The organism is Rhodococcus sp. IEGM 1351, from assembly GCF_030056875.1.
GTDB lineage: Bacteria > Actinomycetota > Actinomycetes > Mycobacteriales > Mycobacteriaceae > Rhodococcus_F > Rhodococcus_F opacus.
This window is the reverse complement of record NZ_JASHKU010000009.1, coordinates 78,591-102,855: the sequence shown is the minus strand read 5'-3', so window position 1 is coordinate 102,855 and position 24,265 is coordinate 78,591. Positions and strand designations below refer to the sequence as shown.

The 24,265-nt window shown below is 68.7% G+C and carries 20 protein-coding genes and 1 pseudogene; 9 read left to right on the top strand and 12 right to left on the bottom strand.

Translation table 11 applies throughout. From position 1 onward, the window contains the following. Positions 1 to 16 precede the first annotated feature (16 nt). Complete coding sequence (locus QM806_RS17590) at positions 17 to 853, top strand: sulfurtransferase (RefSeq protein WP_005254807.1); 837 nt, start codon at positions 17 to 19, stop codon at positions 851 to 853. A gap of 3 nt (positions 854 to 856) precedes the next feature. Beyond that, complete coding sequence (locus QM806_RS17585) at positions 857 to 1,162, top strand: DUF1416 domain-containing protein (RefSeq protein WP_005244353.1); 306 nt, start codon at positions 857 to 859, stop codon at positions 1,160 to 1,162. Positions 1,163 to 1,229: 67 nt separating this feature from the next. Here QM806_RS17585 and QM806_RS17580 read toward each other — a convergent pair whose 3' ends face one another. Next, positions 1,230 to 2,537, bottom strand: coding sequence for a cutinase family protein (locus QM806_RS17580; protein WP_043793435.1), 1,308 nt, complete (start codon positions 2,535 to 2,537; stop codon positions 1,230 to 1,232). 323 nt (positions 2,538 to 2,860) lie between these two features. On the opposite strand from QM806_RS17580, the gene QM806_RS17575 reads away from it, so the two are divergent. Both QM806_RS17575 and QM806_RS17570 read left to right on the top strand, forming a co-directional pair. After that, the gene (locus QM806_RS17575; protein WP_005254810.1) at positions 2,861 to 3,502 is read left to right on the top strand and encodes a heme-binding beta-barrel domain-containing protein; all 642 of its coding nucleotides are present in this window, start codon (positions 2,861 to 2,863) and stop codon (positions 3,500 to 3,502) included. A gap of 86 nt (positions 3,503 to 3,588) precedes the next feature. Beyond that, positions 3,589 to 4,698, top strand: a complete 1,110-nt coding sequence (locus QM806_RS17570) for a type IV toxin-antitoxin system AbiEi family antitoxin domain-containing protein (RefSeq protein WP_283292196.1) — start codon at positions 3,589 to 3,591, stop codon at positions 4,696 to 4,698. A 242-nt stretch (positions 4,699 to 4,940) separates the two neighbouring features. Here the strand turns inward: QM806_RS17570 and cydC are convergent, their stop codons facing one another. From cydC to QM806_RS17545, 5 genes are all read right to left on the bottom strand, one after another. Continuing rightward, positions 4,941 to 6,620: a thiol reductant ABC exporter subunit CydC gene (gene cydC / locus QM806_RS17565; RefSeq protein ID WP_169693829.1), complete on the bottom strand. Its 1,680-nt coding sequence runs from the start codon at positions 6,618 to 6,620 to the stop codon at positions 4,941 to 4,943. After that, complete coding sequence (gene cydD / locus QM806_RS17560) at positions 6,610 to 8,319, bottom strand: thiol reductant ABC exporter subunit CydD (RefSeq protein ID WP_283292192.1); 1,710 nt, start codon at positions 8,317 to 8,319, stop codon at positions 6,610 to 6,612. The genes cydC and cydD overlap by 11 nt, the downstream gene beginning before the upstream one ends. Further along, on the bottom strand, positions 8,316 to 9,353 hold the full coding sequence (gene cydB, locus QM806_RS17555) for a cytochrome d ubiquinol oxidase subunit II (RefSeq protein ID WP_043790099.1): 1,038 nt from the start codon (positions 9,351 to 9,353) through the stop codon (positions 8,316 to 8,318). Before cydB ends, cydD begins: the two co-directional genes overlap by 4 nt. Before the next feature lie 11 nt (positions 9,354 to 9,364). Further along, positions 9,365 to 10,861, bottom strand: coding sequence for a cytochrome ubiquinol oxidase subunit I (locus QM806_RS17550; protein ID WP_005567213.1), 1,497 nt, complete (start codon positions 10,859 to 10,861; stop codon positions 9,365 to 9,367). Between the two features lie 133 nt (positions 10,862 to 10,994). Continuing rightward, positions 10,995 to 11,867, bottom strand: coding sequence for an aminodeoxychorismate lyase (locus QM806_RS17545; RefSeq protein ID WP_054248926.1), 873 nt, complete (start codon positions 11,865 to 11,867; stop codon positions 10,995 to 10,997). A gap of 62 nt (positions 11,868 to 11,929) precedes the next feature. Between QM806_RS17545 and ygfZ the strand changes: the two genes are divergently transcribed. The 4 genes from ygfZ to QM806_RS17525 all read left to right on the top strand — a co-directional run bounded on the left by ygfZ (position 11,930) and on the right by QM806_RS17525 (position 15,048). Continuing rightward, positions 11,930 to 13,051, top strand: coding sequence for a CAF17-like 4Fe-4S cluster assembly/insertion protein YgfZ (ygfZ, locus tag QM806_RS17540; protein WP_133986111.1), 1,122 nt, complete (start codon positions 11,930 to 11,932; stop codon positions 13,049 to 13,051). Further along, positions 13,048 to 13,716 carry an MOSC domain-containing protein gene (locus QM806_RS17535; RefSeq protein WP_064080086.1) on the top strand — a complete coding sequence of 223 codons (669 nt, stop codon included), beginning with the start codon at positions 13,048 to 13,050 and terminating at the stop codon, positions 13,714 to 13,716. Before ygfZ ends, QM806_RS17535 begins: the two co-directional genes overlap by 4 nt. Next, positions 13,713 to 14,666, top strand: coding sequence for an asparaginase (locus QM806_RS17530; RefSeq protein ID WP_005561133.1), 954 nt, complete (start codon positions 13,713 to 13,715; stop codon positions 14,664 to 14,666). Before QM806_RS17535 ends, QM806_RS17530 begins: the two co-directional genes overlap by 4 nt. A gap of 181 nt (positions 14,667 to 14,847) precedes the next feature. Next, complete coding sequence (locus tag QM806_RS17525; RefSeq protein WP_005244376.1) at positions 14,848 to 15,048, top strand: DUF3073 domain-containing protein; 201 nt, start codon at positions 14,848 to 14,850, stop codon at positions 15,046 to 15,048. 111 nt (positions 15,049 to 15,159) lie between these two features. On the opposite strand, the gene purM is transcribed toward QM806_RS17525, so the two are convergent. Continuing rightward, entirely contained in the window at positions 15,160 to 16,239 is a 1,080-nt protein-coding gene (gene purM, locus QM806_RS17520) for a phosphoribosylformylglycinamidine cyclo-ligase (protein ID WP_005244377.1), read from the bottom strand. Positions 16,240 to 16,359: 120 nt separating this feature from the next. Then, entirely contained in the window at positions 16,360 to 17,943 is a 1,584-nt protein-coding gene (gene purF / locus QM806_RS17515) for an amidophosphoribosyltransferase (RefSeq protein WP_005254820.1), read from the bottom strand. Between the two features lie 173 nt (positions 17,944 to 18,116). Here purF and QM806_RS17510 point away from each other — a divergent pair. Continuing rightward, positions 18,117 to 19,072, top strand: a pseudogene (locus QM806_RS17510) (class I SAM-dependent methyltransferase). Here the strand turns inward: QM806_RS17510 and QM806_RS17505 are convergent. From QM806_RS17505 to purL, 4 genes are read right to left on the bottom strand one after another with little or no spacing between them, the layout of a single operon-like run. Next, positions 19,073 to 19,459 (bottom strand): sterol carrier family protein, encoded by a 387-nt coding sequence (locus QM806_RS17505; RefSeq protein WP_005244380.1) that lies wholly within the window; start codon positions 19,457 to 19,459, stop codon positions 19,073 to 19,075. Positions 19,460 to 19,463: 4 nt separating this feature from the next. Then, complete coding sequence (locus tag QM806_RS17500; RefSeq protein WP_283292183.1) at positions 19,464 to 20,108, bottom strand: CPBP family intramembrane glutamic endopeptidase; 645 nt, start codon at positions 20,106 to 20,108, stop codon at positions 19,464 to 19,466. Next, complete coding sequence (locus QM806_RS17495; protein ID WP_283292180.1) at positions 20,105 to 21,874, bottom strand: alpha/beta hydrolase; 1,770 nt, start codon at positions 21,872 to 21,874, stop codon at positions 20,105 to 20,107. The genes QM806_RS17500 and QM806_RS17495 overlap by 4 nt, the downstream gene beginning before the upstream one ends. Before the next feature lie 3 nt (positions 21,875 to 21,877). Next, on the bottom strand, positions 21,878 to 24,199 hold the full coding sequence (gene purL, locus QM806_RS17490) for a phosphoribosylformylglycinamidine synthase subunit PurL (RefSeq protein WP_005561128.1): 2,322 nt from the start codon (positions 24,197 to 24,199) through the stop codon (positions 21,878 to 21,880). Positions 24,200 to 24,265 lie beyond the last annotated feature (66 nt).

The window sequence follows — 24,265 nt, the reverse complement described above, 5'->3', positions numbered from 1 at the left end:
CACCGAAAGGAACACCATGGCTCGCTCCGATGTCCTAGTCTCCGCCGACTGGGCTGAGCAGAACCTCAACGCCCCCAAGACCGTTTTCGTCGAGGTGGATGAGGACACCAGCGCATACGACGGCGGCCACATCGAAGGCGCCATCCGCCTCGACTGGCGCAAGGACCTGCAGGACGGCGTCCGTCGTGACTTCCTGAACCAGCAGCAGTTCTCCGATCTTCTGTCCGCCAAGGGCGTCGCCAACGACGACACCATCGTTCTCTACGGCGGCAACAACAACTGGTTCGCGGCGTACGCGTACTGGTACTTCAAGCTCTACGGCCACCAGGACGTCAAGCTGATCGACGGCGGCCGCAAGAAGTGGGAGCTCGACGGGCGTCCCCTCTCCAAGGAGACCGTCACCCGCGAGGCCACCCAGTACAAGGCCGAGGCCCCCGACCTGTCGATCCGCGCGTTCCGCGACGAGGTCATCGACGCCATCGGCAGCAAGAACCTCGTCGACGTGCGTTCGCCCGACGAGTTCTCCGGCAAGATCCTCGCTCCCGCTCACCTGCCGCAGGAGCAGGCGCAGCAGCGTGGACACGTCCCCACGGCCATCAACATCCCGTGGAGCACCACCGCAAACGAGGACGGCACGTTCAAGTCGGACGACGACCTGGAGAAGCTGTACTCGGAGAAGGGCTACGACGAGTCCAAGCCCACCATCGCGTACTGCCGTATCGGCGAGCGCTCCAGCCACACCTGGTTCGTGCTCAAGGAGATCCTCGGCAAGTCCGATGTCAAGAACTACGACGGCAGCTGGGTCGAATACGGCTCACTCGTCGGCGCACCCATCGAGTTGGAGGTTCACTGAGCCATGTGTGGAGCACCTGTACAGACCCAGACCCTGCCCGCGGGCGTCGACGTCGAGAAGGAAACGGTCATCACCGGCCGCGTTCTCGCCGCTGACGGACAGCCGATCGGTGGAGCGTTCGTGCGTCTCCTCGACGGCGGCGGAGAGTTCACCGCCGAGGTCGTCGCCTCGGGCACCGGAGACTTCCGCTTCTTCGCCGCTCCCGGCGAGTGGACCGTGCGTGCACTGTCCAGCTCCGGCAACGGCACCTCGACGGTGAGCCCGTCGAGCGCAGGCGTGCACAACGTCGACGTCACGGTCGGCGAGTAGTCACCAGCCGACGACACCAGAAGGGCCCCGCTCCGATCCGGAGCGGGGCCCTTCTGTCGTGCCGGATCTACTTGCCCGGCGCGGCTGGAATGGTCTCGCCGTCCTTCTCCGACTGCGCGAGCGCGGTGATCCAGTCGACGACCTTCTCGCTCTCCCAGTACCAGGGGTCGTTCGGATTGTTGTTCCAGTAGAACAGGTGCTGGATGAAGCCCAGGAAGATGTACGGCTTGATCACCAGTTCGAAGACGTCCCTGTTGTCCTCGACGAACCCCGGGCCCTCGTCCGCGAGCTTCGCCTTCACGACCTCCGAACCGGGACCCATCGCCCAGTTGAGCGCCTCGACGATCTGCTCCTGAGACACCTGCATGTTCCGGTCCGGGCCGTCGGGGTCGTAGGTCCGGTCGGCGACCTTGCGGAGAACGTCCAGGAAGGACTCGTCGGAGGCAAACCAGTCTTCGTGGGTGACGATGTGCACGATCGACCGCGCCGCCATGTTCGTCACCGCATTCGCGAAGTCGGAGACCGTCTGGCCCGGGTTCAGCAGGGTGAAGTGCATCTGTCCCAGCACCCCGAGCGCCAGTTCGAGGACGGCGATCTCCTGCGGCGCGTCGCACGCGATGTCGTAGGGGCGGCAGGCGTAGGTGATCTTGCCGTCGAGAGCGCCGTAATCGGCCGGCTCCGACGACATGAATCCGCCTCCGGGCGGGCCGGGTTCGCCCATCGAGGGGGTGCCCGCGGGACGGTACGGGTCGCCGATCAACGCGACGCCGGCGATGTCGTCGGCGGTAACCAGAGCATTGCTGTCGCGGTGGCCGAGTTCGCGCGACACCCTTTCGACCACCTCGGCGCCGACGCTGTATCCGAGCAGCACGTACTTGGTGGCGTCGCCGCACTTCGCCTTGTTCTCGTCGAGGATCCTGTTCGTCGACGCGACACCCGCCGCCATCGAATCCTGGTATGTCGGAACGGGTTGCAGCAGACCCAGGCCGTACGTGGACGGGTAGGGCACGTACATCCACCCCACCGTCCCCGGATCGTCCTTGTTGGCCTCGCCGGTCGGCACCGTCACGTTGCCCACCCAGTTCGACCAGAGCTGACGGTTCTCGTCTGCCAGAGGGTTGCGGTCCTCCGTCGAGTCGGTGGCGCCGGACACGGCGACGATCATCACGTCGGGGCAGTCGGCGGCGTAGTTGTTCGGATCGACACGGTCCGTGTCGGTACTCCCCGAATCGGCACTTCCCGAGCCCGCGCTCCCGGTGTCGGGCGCGGCGACGGCAAAGCCGGGAGCACCGAACGCGGTGGCGGTCAGCAGCAGCACCGTCGCCGCGAGCGCGGCCCGCACCGGACCGGTGACGGCAGTACTCGATCGAAGCATGGGACCTCCGGGAGGGACGGGAGACGAGACGACCGCATGAGAATGTTCGGAACCGACCGGGTGGTCGCCTTCGAGAAACCGTAGCCGCAGTGACGGTAAGCCGCCTCCCGTTTCGACCGTTCGACGGGTTCGGTTTAGGATGTCCCCGTGGTTATCTTCTTCGAGGTACTTCTTGTCCTTGCCGCCGTGTTGATCACGTGGTTCTCGCTCTACACGATCTACCGCCTGGTCACCGACGAGTCGTGAGTCAGAACCCGGACGCAGGCGCAGATCCGCCTTCCGAGCACCCGACTACGAGCGCGCCCGCTGGGGACACCCCCACCGTGCGTCGTGGTAGCGGTGACGCAGCTGTCGCGGACGCCATCGAGCGTTCCAAGACGACGGCGTCGCGGAACATCCCGCAGCTTCCGGACCTTCCGCTGCCCGAGGACACCGCAAATCTGCGGCTCGGCCCGGATCTGAACAACGAACTCCTCGCAGTACTGCCCCTCGTGGGTGTGTGGCGCGGTGAAGGGGAAGGCCACGACCCCGACACAGGCGACTACCCCTTCGGGCAGCAGATCATCGTCTCCCACAACGGTGGCAACTACCTCAAGTGGGAATCCCAGACCTGGGTTCTCGACGCCGACGGCGAATACGTGCGCCCCGACCTCCACGAGACCGGCTTCTGGCGGATCAGCGGAGACGGCATTCCCGGCAGCACCGACGAGGAAGTCGTCGAACTCCTCCTCGCCCACAGCTCCGGCATCGTCGAACTGTTCTATGGCCAGGCCCTCACCCAGTCGTCGTGGGAACTCGCGACCGACGTCGTGATCCGCAGCACCTCCGGTGTTCTCGTCGGCGGCGCCAAGCGCCTCTACGGCATCGTCGAGGGCGGCGACCTCGCCTACGTCGAGGAACGCATCATCGCCGACGGTGAGCTGCGTCCCCACCTCTCCGCGCGGCTGTCCCGCTACGTTGGCTAGCGCCCGTGAGTACTTATTAACCGCGGGCGGTTAACAAGTACTCACGGCTCGGGTTATCCACAACCTGAGGTTCATCCACAGGGCAGTTGAGATCGGCCTGTTTCGGCCGAATCCTGTCGGTCGGCTTCCGCACCGTCGCGTCCATGACGACTGCGACGATCGACTTCCGGCCCGAATTCCAAACAGTCCTCGACTATCAGCACGGCCTCGTCACGGCCCGGCAACTTCGCGGACTGGGCATCTCGACCCGGCAAATTCAGCACATGGTGGAGTCCGGCCAGTGGTCGGCGGTTCTGCACGGCGTCTACGCCGTCACGAACGGTCCGCTCGACCGGCCGATGAGGCTGTGGGCGGCGCTGCTGTTCGGCGGTCCCCGAGCGATCCTCAGTCATCGGACTGCGGCCGAGGAGTGGGGGCTGATGCCCGTCGACCCTGACGGGCCGATTCACGTCACCGTGCCCTACGGATTGTCTGCGGAGCCGCAGGAACCGACGTATCGGAAGGTCGGCCGGCGATCCGACCGTCCCGTTCCCCGCGAGGGCGATCTCCTCCACCCCGGGGTCGTGGTGCACCGGTCCCGGGCGCACGCCCACATCCTCGTCCCGACGCTTCCGCCTCGAACGTCCCGGGCCGACACCGTCGTCGATCTCGCCGTCGCGGAGCCGTCGGCGGTGGCGGCCGCACGGGTCCTGGTCTCAGCGGTCACCGGCAGCGACATTCCGGTCCACGAGTTGCTCCGACGGATCGAGCAGCGTCCACCGCGCAGATACCGCAGGGCTCTCACCGATGCGCTGACGTTCGTCTCCGGCGGGGTCCAGTCGATTCTCGAGCACCGGTACGCCGTCGACGTCGAACTCGCGCACGGACTACCGGCCGCCCGACGACAGTCGCCGGTTCTCGTCGACGGAAGAACCCTCTACGAGGACGTGGACTACTCGGACAGCGGCGTTCCGCTCTTCGTGCGCCTGGACGGACTGCGGTACCACTCGTCGCGGTCGGTGGCGCTGCGCGACCGTCGTCGCGGCAACGCGGCGGAACTCGCCGGCAAGGCGACGCTGGTCTACGGCTGGGATGAGGTGTCGCGGCGCTCGTGCGAGGTCGCGGCCGAGGTGCGGACGGTGCTCGAGCGGGGCGGCTGGAGTGGGCCGAACCCGTGCCCGCGCTGCCGTGAGTACTTGTTAACGTCGGGCGGTTGATAAGTACTCACGGGCGCGGAGCGCACAACGGCCCCCGAGCCTTCCGGTGCGTGTGCACCGGGTCCGATCTGGACCAGACCGGGGGCTCGGGGGCCGGGTAGCTGCCTGGGATTCGCTCGCCGCTCGCGCGGTCAGTGAATTCCGTCAGCGGTAGCGGCTAGCTGGCAGCCACCTCACGTGTCCGTCTGTCATTCAATTTCAGACCACCTCCTTCCTCGTGTACTGAAGAAAGTACGCCGCACTCACGGAGTCGGCAACGCATTTTCTCTCTCAACTTTCTCCACTCGTATCACCAGGTCAGCGCTGGTATCCTCCGGAAGCTGGTGGGTGACCACCACGACGGTGCGCTGCGCAGACACCAGTCCGCCGTCGCGCGCGAGCAGTCGCCGGAGCAGGTCGGCGCCCGCGTCGGCGTCGAGGTGTTCGGTCGGTTCGTCCAGCAACAGCACCCGCGCGGGCGAGAGCAGCGCCCGGGCGAGGAGCAGCCGGCGACGCTGTCCACCGGACACCGCCCTGGCACCGCCGGCGAGGGTCGTGTGCACGCCCTCCGGCAGCCCCGACACCCATCCGCCGAGCCCGACGGACTCCAGGACGGTCAGCGCCTCCGCGTCCTGGAGGTCGCCGCGCGCCACCCGCAGATTCTCGAGGACGGACGTGTCGAAGAGGTGTGCGTCCTCCGCGAAGAATCCGACGTTCCGGCGGAGAGCCTCGGACCTGATGCTGTGCAGGTCGAGTCCGTCGACCCGCACCGACCCCGATACCGGCGGGAGCAACCCGGCCAGGGTCATCAGGGTGGTCGTCTTCCCGGACCCGCTGCCGCCGACGATCGCGACCCGGAAGCCGGGCCGCAGGTCGAGGTCGAGCGGGGCGGTGACCTGCCCTCCGGGCCAGCCGCACCGCAGGTCCTTCGCGACGACCTCGGCGGGCCCGTCCAGTTCCCGGTCGCCGGGGTGCGGATCCGCGACGGCGGCGTCGAGCACGGCGAGTATGCGGCGCGACGCGATCCGGGCCCGGGTCAGCGCGACGGCCGCGGCGGGCAGCGCGACCGTGGCCTCGAACGCGGACAGCGGCAGGAGCACGAGGATGCCGAGCGCCATCGGGCTCATGGTCCCCGACGAGTACAGGCCCATCCCGATGAGCAGTGACGCGATCACACTCACGCCCACCGCGAGTGGTGTGGCGGCGTCCGCGAACGCGCTGGGTGCGGCGGCGCGGTCGGTGGCCGCGACCGCGGCGTGTTCGGAGCGGACCGCCCGCGACACGGTCCGGTCGAGGCGACCCGCGACGCGGAGTTCCGCGGCGTGATCGAGCGCCGTGACGGCGTCCTCGCTGAACCGGGCACGCGCGTCGGCGCCGGACGTCTCGGCCAGGCGGGCGGCCCGCGCGGACAACCAGGGCGCCGCGACCCCCGACACCGCGAGCGCCACCGCGAGCACGAGTGCCGAGGCGGGCGAGATCACCGCGAGGATGCCGACGGCGGCCACGGCCAGGACGACGGACACGGCGATGGGGACGAGCGCGCGGACGACGACGTCACCGAGGGTGTCGACGTCGGCACCGGTGCGGGTGAGCAGTTCGCCGCGGCGCAGGCCGGCAGCGGCCGCGGGGTCGCCGTCGGCCAGCCGCTGGTACAGCTGGGTGCGGGCGGACGTGGTCCCGCGCAGCGCGGTGTCGTGGGTGGCCAGCCGCTCGAGGTAGCGGAAGACGCCGCGGGAGATGCCCAGCGCCCGCACCGCCACGACGGCGACGCTGAGGTCCAGGACGGGCGGCATCTGCCACGCCCTCGTGATCAACCACGCCGACAGCGCCGCGAGTGCGAGCGCACTGCCCAGCGTGGCGACGCCGGCGGTGACGGCCCGCACTACCCGTCCCGGTTGCAGGTCGAGGAGCGGCAATGCCCGGATCAGCGGGTCACGCGACATCGGCGCTCACCTCGATCACCCGGTCGGCGGCCGCGAGCACGGTCGGCCGGTGCCCCACCACCACGACGGTGCGGCCGGCGGCGGCCAGGCTCCGCAGCGAATCGAGCACGGTCCGCTCCGAGGCGTCGTCGAGGTGTGCGGTGGGTTCGTCGAGTACCAGGACGGGACGCCGGGTGGCCAGCACGCGAGTGAGTGCGAGCCGCTGCCGCTGGCCGAGCGACAGTCCCGTTCCGCCGGATCCGACGCGCGTGGTCCAGCCGTCCGGGAGTTCGGCGAGAACCTCGCCGAAACCCGTCGCCGCACAGGCCTGTTCGAGGTCGACGACCTCGCCGATGAGCCGAAGGTTCTCGTCCAGGGTGCCGGGAACGAGGACGGGGTGCTGCGGAAGCCACGCCACCTGCGCCCACCATGCGGACCGGTCGAGCGCACTCACGGCGGCGCCTGCCACCCGCACCTCGCCGTGCTCGGGTTCGACGAGGCCGAGAAGTGCCTGCACCGCAGTCGACTTCCCGGAACCGTTGGGTCCGGTCAGCACGGTCACCGCACCGGGTTCGAGGGTCCCGGTCAGTCCGTGCGGTGCCAGGCCGCGCCGGGACCGGACGTCGAGTTCGTCGAATTCGATCCGCGCCCCGGCCGCGTCGACCACGACCGCACCGTCGGCGGCGTCGTCGTCGGGACGATCGGTATCGATGACGGCGAAGGCGCGGCTCGCCGCGGCCATTCCGTCCTCGGCGGCGTGGAACTGGGTTCCGACCATCCGCAGCGGAAGGTACACCTCGGGCGCGAGGATCAGCGCCACGATTCCCGCCTCGAGTTCCATCCCCCCGTACACCAGCCGCAGTCCGATGCTCACGGCGACGAGTGCGACGCAGAGCGTGGCCAGCAGTTCCAGCACCATCGACGACAGGAACGCCACCCGCAACGCCGACATCGTGGTGCGGCGGTGGGCGTCGCCGAGTTCACGCACCCGCGTCGCCGGCCCCTGTTCGCGACCCAGCGCGCGGAGTGTGGGCAGGCCGGCCAGGAGGTCGAGCAGCTGGGACGACAGTGTGGTCATCGCGGTCAGCGTCTTGGCGGCCTTGCCCCTGGTGAGCAGGCCGATGAGGATCATGAAGACCGGGATGAGCGGCAGCGTGACGAAGATGATCGCCGCCGACGTCAGATCCTGAAACGTGATGACCGCCAGCGTCGCCGGTGTGAGCGTCGCCGCGAGGACCAGGGCCGGCAGATACCCGGTGAGATACGGCGCGAGACCGTCGATTCCGCGGGTGAGCACGGTCGCGATCTCGTCCCGCCGCGGGTCGAGCTCGCGCGGTCGCAGGCGGGTGGCGACACCGAGGACCTCCCCCTTCAGCTCCGCCACCACCCGGGTGGCGGACCGGTGCGCGAACCGGGACTGCAGCCAGGTGCCGAGCACTCGCACCCCCACCGCACCGGCGAGCACCACCAGTTCGGTGGACCACCGCCCGAGGTCGGTGGCGTCGTCGACGATGATTCCACCGAGCACGCGGCCGATCATGAGCGCCGACACGATGACCATCGCGACGTTGACGATCGACAGCCCGACCGTGAGGACGAGATACCCGCGCGCCGCCGCGGAGTAGCGCCACAGGCGGGGATCGACGGGGCGCCGGGCTCCTCGCGCCCCGCCGGGACGTTCGTCGGCTGGGCGGGGTGCGTCGCCTACCGCTGTGCTCATCTGCGCTCGAGCGGGAGACCGATCGACGGCGGGATGTGCTTGGTCGAGATCCGTTGGCGGAACACCCAGTACGTCCAGCCCTGGTAGATCAGCACCACCGGGGTGAGGAACGCGGCGGCCCACGTCATCACCTTCAGCGTGTACGGACTCGACGACGCGTTGTCGATGGTCAGGTTGTACGCGGCGTCCAGCGTGGACGGCATGACGTTGGGGAACAGCGAGCCGAACAGCAGGGCCACGGTGGCGACGACCGCGATCGACGTGAGCAGGAACGCCCAGCCCTCACGCTCGGCGCGGGTGAACGCGACCACCCCGAGGAGTGCGGCGGCGGCGATCGCGACGAGGATCCACGTCCAGCCCTTGCCGTGCGCCAGCTGCGTCCACAGCACGAACGCGCCTGCCACCGGGACGGCCGGGATCGCCAGCTTGGACGCCAGTTCGACGGCATCCGTGCGTACTTCGTCGGCCGTCTTCAGGGCGAGGAACACCGCGCCGTGCAGGGCGAACACGAGTGCGGTCGTCAGACCACCCAGCAACGCATAGGGATTGAGCAGATCGAAGAGGCTCGAGGTGACCTGCTTGTCGGCGTCGATGTCGACGCCCCGCACGATGTTCGCGAACGCGACACCCCACAGCACGGCAGGCACCCAGGACCCGAAGACGATGCCCCAGTCGCACCGCCTGCGCCAGGTGTCGTCGTCGATCTTGCCGCGGTACTCGATGGCGCAGATCCGGACGATGAGCGCGACGAGAATGATCAGCAGCGGCAGATAGAAGCCGGAGAACAAGGTGGCGTACCACTCCGGGAACGCGGCGAACAACGCGCCGCCACCGGTGATGAGCCATACCTCGTTGCCGTCCCACACGGGCCCGATGGTGTTGAGCACGACCCGCCGCCGCGTGTCCCCGTTCGGGTCCTTGCGCCTGCCCAGCACCGGCATCAGCATGCCGACACCGAAATCGAATCCCTCGAGGACGAAGTACCCGATGAAGAGCACCGCGATCAGGATGAACCACACTTCTTGAAGTCCCATGACCGTCTCCCCTAGTACGCGAACGAGAGTTGCTCGGGCTTGCCCGGTTCTTCGGGCTCGTCGTGGTCGTCACCCGGTGGATGCGCGTCGTGTTCGAGTGGTCCCTCGACCGTGTAGCGGCGGATCAGCGTGAACCACACGACGGCCAGCGCCCCGTAGACCACCGTGAACGTGATGAGCGAGACCCAGACGGTCCACGGGGAGTGATTCGAGACGCCCTGGTCGACAGTCAGTCTGATCATGTCGACACCGGTCGGGTTGGGTGCCACGACCCACGGTTGGCGGCCCATCTCGGTGAAGACCCAGCCCGCGCTGTTCCCGAGGAACGGTGTCGGGATGACGGCGATCGACAACCAGCCGAACCACTTCTTGTCCGGGACACGGCCGCCGCGGGTCATCCACAGACCGACCACGGCGAGCAGCGCCGACCCGGCGGCCCAGCCGATCATCGCGCGGAACGTCCAGTAGGTGACGAACAGGTTGGGCTTGTAGTTGCCGGGCCCGTACATCTCCTCGTAGCGGGCCTGGATCTCGGTGACGCCCTCGATGGTGGAGTCGAACGTGCCGTCCGCCAGGAACGAGGTGAGCCCGGGGATCTTGATGAGCTGGGTGATGCTCTCACAGTTGTTCTGGGTGCCGACGGTGAGGATCGAGAAGTCGGCACCGGTTTCGGTGTGGCACAGTGATTCGGCCGATGCCATCTTCATGGGTTGCTGTTCGAACATCAGCTTGCCCTGGATGTCGCCGGTGATCGCGAGTCCGATGCCCGAGGCGACCATCACCCACAGGGCGAGGATGGTGACCGGACGGAACATCGTCCGGGCGGTCTCCTCGTGCTTCTTCGCCACTTCGGGTTCGGTGGCTTCCTTCGATTTGCGCATGCTGCGCACCATCCACCAGCCGCCGACGCCGGCCACGAACGTGCCTGCCGTGAGGAACGCTCCGGCCACGACGTGCGGGAAGGCCGCCAGCGCTGTGTTGTTGGTGAGCAGTTCCCAGATGCTGGTGAGTTCCGCGCGCCCGGTCTCGGGGTTGTACACGGCCCCGACCGGGTGCTGCATGAACGAGTTGGCGGTGATGATGAAGTACGCGGACGCGTTCACACCGATCGCGACGAGCCAGATGGTGGCGAGGTGGACGAGCTTGGGCAGCCGTCCCCAGCCGAAGATCCAGAGGCCCAGGAACGTCGACTCGAGGAAGAAGGCGACCAGTCCCTCGAGGGCGAGGGGTGCGCCGAACACGTCACCGACGAAGCGTGAGTACTCGCTCCAGTTCATCCCGAACTGGAATTCCTGCACGATGCCGGTGGCGACGCCGAGCGCGAAGTTGATCAGAAAGAGCTTCCCGAAGAACTTGGTGAGCCGGTACCAGTGGTCCTTTCCGGTGACCACCCACATCGTCTGCATGACGGCGATCAGCGGGGCGAGCCCGATCGTCAGCGGAACGAGGATGAAGTGATAGACGGTGGTTATGCCGAACTGCCACCGGGAGACATCCAAGGCATCCATGGCTACTCCGAAACTGGGCCCGTAGGACAGGCTTCAGGGCCGGAGCGTGGGCTTCCGCCCGACCCTTGAAAACAACGTACTGCGAGGTCGTTTCCCCCGCAGGACTTTGCTACTACGAAATGTAGTAGACCTGTCAAGCCTCCGCGGACTCGGCACCCGCCGTCTCGACCGCGAGGTCGACCAGCTCGACGATCTCGTCGGCGAGCGGTGCGTCGGGCAGGGCAAGGCCGTCGATCTTGCGCACGCGCGCGGCCATGGTGACGCTGGAGATGAGCCAAACACCTTCCGCCGTAATGAGATCCGCCGGACGCAGCGCCGCGTACTCACAGCGAAACCCCTTGCCGGACGCCACCTCGTACAGCGCCTGCTGCGTCGTTCCGGGCAGGATTCCGTGCTCCGGCGGCGGCGTGAGGAGGTGCCTGTCGCGGGCGATGACCACCGTGGAACGTGGCCCTTCCAACACATTGCCCTCACTGCTGACGAAGATCACATCGTCGGCGCCGAGTGTCGCCGCATACCGCAGCGCCGCCATGTTCGTCGCATACGACAAGGTCTTCGCCCCGAGCAGCTGCCACGGCGCACTCGCCGACAGATCCACCGAATAGCCGCGGGCCAGTGTGAGTACCGACACCCCGTCGCGTCGTGCCTCCCGAATCCGCTCGGACACCGGCCCGACGGTGACGAAGGCGGTCGCGTCGCCACCGGACTCCCGGCCGCGGCTGAGCACGAGTCGCATCGCGCCCTCCCGCTCGGACCCCCACTCCTCGACGGCCAGCTCGAGGGCCAGGCGCCACTCGTCCAGGTCCTGAATGGGCAATCCGAGGGCGCGCGCCGACGCGACGAGACGGGCGAGGTGGGGCTCGACCTTCAGGGCGCGACCGCCGCGCACCAACAGGGTCTCGAAGACACCGTCGCCGCGCACCACCGCCAGATCGTCCGCGTGCAGCAGCGGGGCATCCGCGTCCCGCACCTCGTGGTCCAGTGTCACCAGCACTCGATCAGACATGACACCCAGCCTATCGACCCTGCTGACCGCCACCTGTGGTCCATGGTCCCTAGACTGGGTTCGTGGTCGACAAACTGCCCGTCTCACCCAGTCCACTCCTCACGGCCCCGGGCGCGGTCCCTGCGCCCGAAGGCTCTCCCGACGCCGGCGTCGCCTGGCATCACGGCGATCCACTCGGCGAACAACGCAATGCCGAACGTTCCGCGGTGGTCGTCGACCGTTCCCACCGGTTCGTCATCGCGATCAGCGGACCCGAACGACTCACCTGGCTGCACACCATCTCGAGCCAGCACGTCGCCGCGCTCCCCGACGGCGGGAGCGCCGAGAACCTCAGCCTCGACGTCAACGGCCGCGTCGAGCACCACTTCGTCCAGACCGATCTGGACGGCGTCACCTGGATCGACACCGAGGCCGACCGCGGACCCGACCTCCTGTCGTTCCTCACCAAGATGGTGTTCTGGTCCAAGGCCGAGCCCCGCGAGGGCAACGAGCTCGCGGTCCTCAGTGTGATCGGCCCCGACGCCGTGACGGTCCTCGACGCAGCCGGTGTCGTGGCACCCGCCGAGCCGTATGCCGCCGCCGCGGTGCCCGGGGGCGGGTTCGTCCGCCGCATGCCGTGGCCGACCGCCGAGTCCTTCGACCTGCTGATCCCGCGGGAAGGACTCGCGACGTGGTGGGGCCGGCTCACCGCCGCCGGCGCCGCTCCCGCGGGAACGTGGGCGTTCGAGGCACTCCGGGTGGCCGCCGCACGGCCCCGGATCGGACTCGACACCGACGACCGCACCATCCCGCACGAGGTCCGCTGGATCGGCGGTCCCGCCGAGCACGGCGCCGTCCACCTGGAGAAGGGCTGCTACCGCGGCCAGGAGACGGTGGCCCGCGTCCACAATCTCGGCAAACCGCCCCGTCACCTCGTCCTGCTGCACCTCGACGGCAGCGCCGAGGGCAGGCCCGAACCGGGCGACCCGGTGACGGCGGGAGGCCGTGCGGTCGGACGGATCGGCACCGTGATCGACCATCACGAGCTCGGACCCATCGCGCTGGCCCTCGTCAAACGGTCCATCCCCACCGACACCGAATTGGTGGTCGGCTCGTGCGCCGCGTCGATCGACCCCGACTCCGTGCCCGCGGACGACACGGTCCAGGCGGGCCGCGCCGCCGTCGACCGGCTCCGGGGCCGATGAGCGAGGCGACCGCGACGGCAGGCGAGGTGCTGGCCGTCTGCGTGCTGCACACCGAGCGGGACAGCGGCACCCGGCGGGTCACCCGGACGGCGATCGACAAGCGGCCGGTCGACGGCCCCGTGCGCGTCACGACCGCCGGACTGGTCGGCGACCACGTCTGCGACACCGAATACCACGGCGGCCCGTTCAAGGCCGTCTACGCCTACCAGGAGGACGAGGCGCAGCGCTGGGCGTCGGAGCTCGGCCGCGAACTGCCCCCGGGATGGTTCGGCGAGAACCTCCGGCTCGACGGGATCGCCGCGACCGACGCCGTGATCGGCGAGCGGTGGCGGATCGGCACCACCGAACTGGAGGTAACCAGCCCGCGGACGCCGTGCGGCACGTTCGGCGTCTGGGCCGCCGAGCCCCGGTGGGTCAAGCGGTTCTCCGAACGCGCCGACACGGGCGCGTACCTGCGGGTGGTGACGGAGGGGTCGGTCACCGCCGGCGACACCGTCCAGCGCATCCACGTGCCCGGCCACGGCGTCACCGTGCGCGATCTGTTCACCGGCCGCGACCCGGAACGGTTCGTGGCGCTGCTCGAACAGCAGGAGAACCTCTCTCCGACCGTCGCGGACAAGGCCCGCCGACGGATCGCCGGACTGGAAGTGCAGGTCACGTATTGAGCATCGAACTGGTCGAGGTCGTACGTTCCGGATTCCGTGAGTGCGTCCACCGCGGTTCCGCGGTGATCCTCCGCGCGGACGGCGAGATCGCGCTCACCCTCGGTGAGGTGCACACGCCGATCTATCCGAGGTCGTCGAACAAGCCGTGGCAGGCCGTGACGATGCTGCGGAACGGCTTCGAACCGTCCAGTTCCGAAGAGCTCGCGATCGCGACCGCATCCCACGAGGGTGAGTCGGACCACATCGAACTCGTCGAGCGGCTGCTCGCCCGGTACGGCCTCGACGAGGACCAGCTCCGCTGTCCCGCCGATCTGCCCTCCAACGAACTCGCCCGGGCCGAACTGCTGGCCGCCGGTGAGCTCCCCCGCCCGGTGTACATGAACTGCTCCGGCAAGCACGCCGCGATGCTCGCCACGTGCCTGGCCAACGACTGGCCGTTGGACAGTTACCTCGAGCCGACGCATCCGCTGCAACTCGCGGTCGTCGAGACGCTCGGGTCGATCAGCGGCGACGTCGACGCCGAGCTCGGCATCGACGGATGCGGGCTGCCGATCGTCCCGCTGTCGCTGACGCATCTGGCTCGGGCGTTCGCCCGGCTCGTCACCGCCGAGCCCGACTCCCCCGAGCTCGCCGTCGCCGACGCCGTCCGCGAGCACCCCTACCTCGTCTCGGGCACCGGCAAGGACGACGCGCGCCTGATGCCGGTCGTGCCCGGGCTGATGACGAAGGCCGGAGCCGACGGTGTCTACGCCGGCGCGCTTCCCGACGGCTCGGCGTTCGCACTGAAGATCGACGACGGCCACGAACGGGCCCGGTTACCCCTCGCCGCAGCACTTCTCCACAGGATGGGCGCCGAGTGGACCGAGGATCTGGCGGCCCTCGCATCGCAACCCGTGCTCGGCGGCGGCGTCCGAGTGGGGACGGTCCGGGCAATTCCGGGAGTCTTCTGAAGGCGAAATACCGGCATCGGGGCAGCTCGCGAGCCCGGTGAGACTAAACCGACACCGCTTCGGGGTGTGGATGGAAGCGCGAGGGACTTTTCCACGCTAGAGTGTGGGGCAGGAACTTACACACTCAAACGGGGCCGCCAAATTCCCCAGGCCGCCCCGCGAAAGCGCGAGGGGGTCAGCCATGGGCCGCGGCCGGGCTAAGGCAAAGCAGACCAAGGTTGCACGCGAGCTGAAGTACAGCGTACCGACCACGGATTTTGACAGCCTGCAACGAGAGCTCTCAGGTGGGTCGTCCAACTCGCATCGGGACGAGGTCTTCGCTGACCAGCGTGCCGACAGGGAGGGTCACTCCCGGGAGGACGACGACGACTGGCGGCGCTGAGATCTGAAGACAACGAAATGAGGGGGAGCCGACACCGGCTCCCCCTCATTTCCACATCTTCAGCCGGTCGGGGCCACTAGCTCGCCCCGTTCCGACAGACGGCGACCGACCCTAGAACCTCGGGTGATCGCCGGCGAGAATTGCGCGCTCGGCCGACACGTCGTGCGACTTCTTGATGCTGCCCAGCGTCCAGCAGTCGATGTGGCGCGCCGTCAGGACGGCCAGGGCACGATCGACGTCCTCGGGCGCCACGATCGCGACCATGCCGACGCCCATGTTGAACGTCTGCTCCATCTCGGCCCGCTCCACGCGTCCGCGCTGCGCGATCATCGCGAAGATCGGAGCGGGGCTCCAGGTACCGCGGTCGAGTTCGGCGACCAGGCCCTTCGGCATGACCCGGGCGAGGTTGTTGGCCAGTCCACCGCCGGTGACGTGGCAGAACGTGCGCACGTCCGTCTCGGCGGCGAGGGCCAGGCAGTCCTTGGCGTAGATCTTCGTGGGCTCGAGCATCTCCTCGCCCAAGGTGCGGCCGAACTCGTCGACGTGCGCCGTCAGGCTCATGTGGTCGATCTCGAGCAGGACCTTGCGGGCCAGCGAGTAACCGTTGGAATGCAGTCCGGACGAACCCATGGCGATCACGACGTCGCCGGGACGGACCCGGTCGGGCCCCAGCACCTGGTCGGCTTCGACCACACCGACGCCGGTCGCGGACAAGTCGTAGTCGCCGTCCGCCATCACACCGGGGTGCTCCGCCGTCTCGCCACCGAGCAGCGCGCACCCGGCCTGGATGCAGCCTTCGGCGATACCGCTGACGAGTTCGGCGACACGCTCCGGGACGACTCGCCCGACGGCGATGTAGTCCTGCAGGAACAGTGGCTCGGCACCGCAGACGACGAGGTCGTCGACGACCATCGCGACCAGGTCGAGGCCCACGGTGTCGTGCTTGTCGAGTGCCTGAGCGACGGCGAGCTTGGTGCCCACACCGTCCGTGGACGCCGCGAGCAGCGGTTCCTTGTAGTCACCCTTGAGCGAGAACAGACCCGCGAATCCACCGAGACCACCGAGAACCTCGGGACGGCTGGCGCGCTTGGCCAAGGGAGCGAAGAGTTCCACCGCCCGATCGCCTGCGGCGATGTCCACTCCTGCGGCGGCGTAGGACGCGCCAGGGCGACTTGTCGGATCCTCGGTCATGTGGTTGTTACTCCAGCCTTCTGTTGCTCGTCAAAATCGTGTCGGTCGGGCAATCGAGTGCTGTGATTGCGTCCTTACGGTACCGGAGTACGTTCTCCGGCCGGATCCCGATGTACCGGCCTACGGCCGACTGAGGGCGTTCGCGTTGTCGTTCTCCCGCGTCGCGGGACCGCCTGCCGCGCTCTCGAGCATTCCCTCGAGAACGTTCTTTCCGATCGACGTCTCCGTGGGGAGCGCGATGGGGTACGTGCCGTCGAAGCAGGCCGCGCACAGTCGCGTCGCAGGCTGCTCGGTGGCGGCGATCATGCCTTCGGTGGAGATGTAGCCGAGGGTGTCGGCGCCGATGGAACGGCGCACCCCTTCGAGCATCTCGTCGAAGCTGCCGGGCTCGCCACCGCCGCCCGCACCGTTGGCGATCAGCTCGGCCGGCGAGGCGAAGTCGATGCCGTAGAAGCAGGGCCACTTGACCGGCGGCGACGCGATGCGGACATGGATCTCCAGTGCGCCGGCCTCGCGGAGCATCCGGATGAGCGCGCGCTGGGTGTTGCCGCGGACGATCGAATCGTCCACCACCACGAGGCGCTTGCCGCGGATGACTTCCTTGAGCGGGTTGAGCTTGAGGCGGATACCGAGCTGGCGGATCGTCTGCGACGGCTGGATGAAGGTGCGGCCCACGTAGGCGTTCTTCATCAGACCCTGGCCGTACGGAATGCCCGACCCCTGCGCGTAACCGACCGCGGCCGGAGTGCCCGATTCGGGGACCGGGATGACGAGGTCGCCCTCGGCGGGGTGTTCGGTGGCGAGGCGGCGGCCGATCTCGACGCGGGTGGAGTGCACCGAACGTCCGGCGATGACACTGTCCGGACGAGCCAGGTACACGTACTCGAACACGCAGCCCTTGGGCTCGGGGTTCGCGAAGCGGGAGGAGCGGACGCCGTCGGCGTCGATGGCGAGCAGTTCGCCGGGCTCGATGTCGCGGACGAAGGACGCGCCGACGATGTCGAGTGCGGCCGTCTCGCTGGCGACGACCCAGCCGCGGTCCAGGCGTCCGAGGCACAGCGGGCGGATCCCGTGCGGGTCGCGGGCCGCGTAGAGCGTGTGCTCGTCCATGAAGGTGAGGCAGAACGCGCCGCGCAGTGTCGGCAGGAGCTTCATGGCCGCCTGCTCGATGGTGCTGTCGGCGGCGGCGTGCGCGAGGAGGGCGCCGACGACGTCCGAGTCGGACGTGGCGCCGCCGGGACGTTTGTCGTTGACCAGTCCGGCTTCACGGGCGCGCTGCGCCAGCTCCGCCGTGTTGACGAGGTTGCCGTTGTGCCCGAGGGCGATGCCGCTGCCCGCGGCGGTGGTCCGGAAGATCGGCTGCGCGTTCTCCCACGTGGTCGATCCGGTGGTGGAGTAGCGACAGTGGCCGACGGCAACGTGGCCCGGCATCGCTGCCAGGGTCTGCTCGTCGAACACCTGGCTGACCAACCCGAGATCCTTGAAGACCAGCACCTGTGAACCGTCGGCGACGGCGATGCCCGCCGCTTCCTGCCCACGGTGCTGCAGAGCATAAAGTCCGTAGTAGGTGAGTTTCGCCACATCCTCTCCCGGCGCCCAGACGCCGAAGACTCCGCATTCCTCGCGGGGCTCGTTCTCGTCCTCGTCGGACGGGTTCGAAGAGAGAAGATTAGGACTGTGGACCGACAGATCGGCTCTGGTCACCGGGGTGCTCCCTGGGGATGGGCGTGTGAGGGGCAAGGTCAGTCTACGTGCCCTGCGCCCTCGCTTCCCCCACGGTGCCGATCGAACCGGCCCGACTCCCGGACGGACAGCCGGAAATAGGTTGGTTTCGGTATCGATCAGCATCCTCGAACCACAGAGCGGGGGCTTTTCCGATGGACGTCCGCAGCCCGGCCCCGACCGCCGCAGAACGCCTGCTGAGCGCGTTCGAAGGTGCGATGGGCATCCCCATTCCCGTGCACGTTCGCTGCTGGGACGGCTCGGAGGCCGGCCCCGACTCGGACGTCACCACCGTCTTCCGCAACCGCCGGGCCATCCGGCGGGTGCTGTGGTCGCCGAACGAACTCGGTCTCGTCCGCGCCTACGTGTCCGGTGACCTCGAGATCGAGGGCGACGTCTTCCGGCTGCTGACGCTTCCGGATCTCGTCGACCGGCTGGGGTCACTCGGCGTCCGCGGATCCGACCGCGGCACCATCCTGAAGTCGCTGTCGACGTTCGTCCGGCTCGGGGGCCTCGGTCTCCGTCCGGCACCGACGTCGGTGGAGGTGGCCCGGCGCCGCGGTCCCAAGCACAGCAAGGCGCGCGACGCGTCCTCGGTCTCACATCACTACGACGTCGGCAACGATTTCTACCGCCTGTTCCTCGGGCCGACGATGGTCTACTCCTGCGGGTACTGGGACCAGCGATCCGGCGACCCCGGTGCGATCGGGAGCTCAACCACGCCATCGCCTCGGTCCGGTCGCTGACCGGCACCGGCAACTCGTCGGGGTTGATCGAGAACTACATCTTCCCGGACGGCGAGGTGCTGCCGCTGAGCAGAACGATCGACGCGTTCCAGCGCGCCGGACTCGAGGTGCGCGACGTCGAGGCCCTCCGGGAGCACTACGTACTCACGCTGCGGGCGTGGGTGGGCAGACTGCGCGACTCCTGGGACGACGCGATCCGGCTCGCCGGCGCGGAGCGGACCCGCACCTGGTTGCTGTACCTCGCGGCCAGCGCCCTGGGGTTCGAGGAGAAGGGCCGGCTGACGATCCATCAGGTACTGGCCGTGCGCCCGTCCGACGACGGGTCGAGCGGCCTGCCGCGCACCCGCTCGTTGTGGCTGGGCTAGCTATACGCGTAGCAGCGGCAGCCAATGGGCGATCTCGCCGGCGCGACTTCCCGACACCGACACTCCGCCGTCGGCGGTCGCGCTGTCGAACTCCAGCAGTCCCGTCACCAGCAGCAGCCACGTCCGGGGGTCGGTCTCCACGACGTTGGGCGGGGTGCCGCGGGTATGCCGCGGGCCCTCGATGCACTGGACCGCGACGAACGGCGGAACCCGCACCTCCACGCTCGAACCGGGCGCGACCTGCTCGAGCGTCCGCGCGCTGAGCCGGACCGCCGCGGCCAGCTGGGTGCGGGACGGTTTCTCCTCCGAATCGCCGCGCAGCCACGGACCGACCTCGAGTACGGCGGCCCTCAGTTCGGCGGGATCTACGGCTCGGCGCGACGGCATACGCTCAATCTACTGTGCGGGCCCGCGCGACCTCGGCGGCCACCGCCCCACCGACATTGACCGAAAGGTGCAGCAGTGCAGGGGCTACGACGCTGCCGCTGCGTCGACGCAACCACTCGAACAGCCACGCGGCGGACCCGGTGAGCAGAACGCTCGCGGTGACGCCGTCACCGGCGATCCGGGCAGCGCGCACGTGCCACAGCCCGAACGTTGCGGCGTGCAGAACGTAGGCCGTCGGGGGCGGCCAGGCCCGTCGCAGCATCGCGGACAGGACGCTGCGGAACAGCAGTTCCTCGTGCGCCACGGTCCCCACCGGGATCCGGAACCCCACCCAGCCGGCGAAATCGGTGACGCCGTCGCCCGCCGGCACACGCCTGCGCAGTGTGGGCACGCTCAGCGTGATCGTGTATCCGGCGAGCGGGACCACCGACGCCAGGGCGCCGTATCGCAGCCCGGACCGGGCCTTCGACGCGGACAGGCCGAGTTCGTCGACGCCGTACCCCGCGGCGCGCGCTGCTCCCACGACCGACAGTCCGAGCGCACCTCCCGCGACGGCCCGCCCGTACGGGCCGAGCCCCGAACCGGGCAACACCACGTTGTTCCACAGCACGGCCGCCGCCGCACCGGCAACGGAGGCGAGCCTGCTCACTTCTCCGGACCCTCTGTCCCGGTAAGGGATTCGAGAGTGGACCGGGCGCGTTCGGTGTCGACGGGCGTCCACCCCTCGGGCTGGGCGACCGTGATCCAGCCGTCGAGGACGAGTGTCCCGTAATTGTGGCCGTGCCCGTCCGGCACGCCTGCGGCGTTGGTGAGGTCGGCGGACACCTGCCAGAACGTCACGAACGGGAACCACTTCATGGACGGCGAACGATCCTCGCCCGGTGGTTCCTTCAACCAGTCGGGCCGGGTGAACGCGAGGTCGGGCGACCACCACACGACGGGATCCGACGGGTGCTGGACGTACAGGATGCGCGGCGACAACCACTCGCCGGTGTCGTCGACCATGTCGGCGGAGTCGTCGGCGAACCGCACCACTAGACCTGCCGAGTACTCGGGGTCGACCTCGGGAGTGCCGGGATCGCGACGCTGGATCAGCTGCCCCCACAGGCGGTTCGAGTTGGGCGGTCCGACCCACAACACGCCGTCGACGGTCTGCCGGATGTCGCTCAGCGTGCCGAAGGCACCCTCCCCCGCCTGGGTGCCGAGACTTTCGCCGTAGACGAGCAGCTTGGGGCGCGTCGCCTCGGGTTCCTGCAACCACCGCTCGTGCACGTGGTCGATCAGTTTCTTCCCCGCCTCCGCGGCCTTCTCACGGTCGGCGAGGAACGAGATCCAACTCGGCAGGAACGAGTACTGGCTGGCGACCAACGCCGTGTCACCGTTGTGGACCAACTCGATCGCTTGCGCCGCAGTCGGATTGACCCAACCGGTGCCGGTGGTGGGGATGACGACGAGGACCTTTCGCTGGAACGCGCCGGTCCGCTCGAGTTCGTCGATGACGACGTCCATGCGCGCGTCCGGGTCCTCGGCGGTCTCGAGTCCGGCGTAGACCCGGATGGGGTCCTTGGCCGGTGTGCCGTTGGCCGCCGTGAGTTCGTCGGCGTCGAGCCCTCGGGACACGAAGTTCCGGCCCTCGTACCCGAGGGTGTCCCAGGGTGCCAGCGACTCGGGGCTGCCCGACTTCTCCGGGTCGAGTGGTTGCTCGACGCTGTCGCGGGTGGTCGAATTCTGCAGGCTGAACGCCGCATTCGTGGCGGCGTAGACGCCGCGCATCAGAACACCGTCGACGAGCAGGAAGAACAGCACCGTCACGATGAGGATGCCGACGGTGGTGGCGGTCGGGATCGCGAGGTGCCACCGCCGGATGAGTCGTCCCGCGATCCACCGCACCAGTTCGCGCAGCAGCCGCCACACCGAGATGATCGCGGCGCCCACGAGCAGACTCAGACCGCCCGTGCGGATGTAGCCGGTGGTGGTGGTGCCCTCCGCCCCCATCAGCGCGGCGAGCTCACGCTGCCATGCCGCGGAGTACGCGAGCATCACGAGGCTCACGACCACGCACGTCACCGTCACGACGACGCGCAGACCGGTGGACCACGGTTCCGGCAACGGCCACCACGACCGGTGCCGCAGGAAGTATCGACGCACCAGCCAGCCGATCGCCGTTCCCACCGTGTAACCGATCGCGGCGTTGATGCCGCCGATCAGCCCCTGGAACAGCCAGTCGCGGGGCAGCAGCGACGGCGTCAGCGACCAGCAGAAGAACAGCGTCGCGAACGCGATGCCGGTGAAGTCGAGCCGAAGGAAACGCCAGGTCCGGTCGAGTCGGGGACCGTGGAGGAGTGCAGGATCAACCAGCCGCGAGAGTTCCCGCGGCCCCCTGTCAACCCTCTCCAATGCCCCCGATTCGACCATTCATCACCCGAACAATGCCGGCAGAGTTCCCTCGAACGTCGTGCGCAGCTCGGCCAGCGAGACCGAGAACTGGCCCTGGACCTCGACGGAATCGGACCCCTCGTCCACCACACCGATGCGCACCCACGGGAGATTACGGGCCGTGCACATACCGGTGAAGCGAGTTTCCTCGGTGCGCGGGACCGCGACGAGCACGCGGCCCGACGACTCGGAGAACAGGGTGACGAACGGGTCGGCGTCGTCGGGAAGCAGGATGCGGCAGCCCGTCTCGCCGGCCAGCGCGGCCTCGACGACGGTCTGCGCGAGACCACCTTCGGACAGGTCGTGCGCCGCGGACACCAGTCCGTCGCGGGACGCCGCGAGGAGGATGTCGGCGAGCAACTGCTCCCGTTCGAGGTCGACCTTCGGCGGCACACCGCCGAGGTGACCGTGCTCGACCTGCGACCAGATGGACCCGTCGAACTCGTCGCGGGTGTCGCCGAGCAGGATCAGCGTTTCACCCGGTTCCAGTCCGAGACCGGTGGGGATGCGACGGTGCACGTCGTCGATGACGCCGAGCACGGCCACCACCGGGGTGGGCAGGATCGGGGTCGAGCCGGTCTGGTTGTAAAAGCTGACGTTGCCGCCGGTGACGGGGATGCCGAGCTTCGCGCAGCCGTCCGCCAGGCCGCGGACGGCCTGCTGGAACTGCCACATGACGCCGGGATCCTCGGGGGACCCGAAGTTCAGGCAGTTGCTGACGGCCTTGGGGGTGGCGCCGGTGACGGCGACGTTGCGGAAGGCCTCGGCGAGCGCGAGCTGCGCGCCGGCGTACGGGTCGAGCGCGGTGTAGCGGCCGGACGCGTCGGTGGCGAGGGCGATGCCGCGTCCCGTCTTCTCGTCGACTCGGATCACGCCCGAGTCGGCGTTCTCGGCCAGGACCGTGTTGCCGCGCACGTAGCGGTCGTACTGCTCGGTGATCCACTTGCGGCTGCACAGCGCCGGGGACGCGAGCATCTTCAGCAGGGTGGCCTTCAGTTCGTCGGCCGACTCGGGACGCTTCAGTCCGGCGGTGGTGTTCGCGACGAGGGCGTCCTGGCTCGCGGGACGCTGCACGGGGCGCTCGTACACCGGGCCCTCGTGGGCGACGGTGCGCGGCGGCACGTCGACTACGGTCTCGCCGTGCCAGGAGATGGTGAGCCGCTCGCCGTCGGTGACCTCACCGATGACGGTGGCGAGGACGTCCCACTTCTTGCAGACCTCCATGAACGCGTCGACGTTGTCGGGGGTGACGACGGCGCACATGCGTTCCTGGGACTCGCTGGACAGCACCTCGGCCGCGGTCATGCCGGTGGCCCGCATCGGGACCTGCTCGAGGTTGATGTGCATGCCGCCGTCGCCGGCCGCGGCGAGCTCGGACGTGGCGCAGGACAGGCCGGCGCCGCCGAGGTCCTGGATACCGACCACGAGCTTCGCGGCGTACAGCTCGAGACAGCACTCGATGAGCACCTTCTCGGTGAACGGGTCACCCACCTGCACCGCCGGGAGCTTCTTCCGGCTTTTCGATGCTCCAGCTCCGCCTTCGGCTTCGTGTTCGTCCCCGCTCTCGTCGCCGTCGAACGTCTCCGACGCGAGCACGGACACGCCGCCGATGCCGTCGAGGCCGGTGCGCGCACCGAACAGGATGATCTTGTTGCCGGCACCGGAGGCGAACGCGAGGTGCAGGTCCTCGACGCGCATCGCGCCGGCGCACAGGGCGTTGACCAGGGGGTTACCGGCGTACGACGCGTCGAACACGGTCTCGCCGCCGACGTTGGGGAGGCCGAGCGAGTTGCCGTAGCCGCCGACTCCGCGCACCACACCGTCGACGACGCGTCGGGTGTCGGGGGCGTCCGCCGCACCGAAGCGCAGCTGGTCCATGACCGCGATGGGCCGTGCACCCATGGCCATGATGTCGCGGACGATGCCGCCGACGCCGGTGGCCGCACCCTGGTAGGGCTCGACGTAGGAGGGATGGTTGTGGCTCTCGACCTTGAACGTGACGGCCCAGCCGTCGCCGATGTCGACGACGCCGGCGTTCTCGCCGATGCCCGCGAGCATCGAGGAACGCATCTCGTCGGTCGTGGTCTCACCGAAGTACTTCAGGTGCACCTTGGACGACTTGTAGGAGCAGTGCTCGCTCCACATCACCGAGTACATCGCGAGCTCGGCCTCGGTGGGGCGGCGGCCCAGGATCTCCTTGATGCGGGCGTACTCGTCGTCCTTCAGCCCCAGTTCCTTGAAGGGCTGTGCGACGTCGGGGGTCGCGGTGGCGGCGGTGACGGTGTCGACCGGGTGTGCTGACACTGGAGGTGGGGTCCCTTCCCTACGGGAGTCAAGAGAGGCAAGCCGGGAGTCACGGTCGGCGCAAGC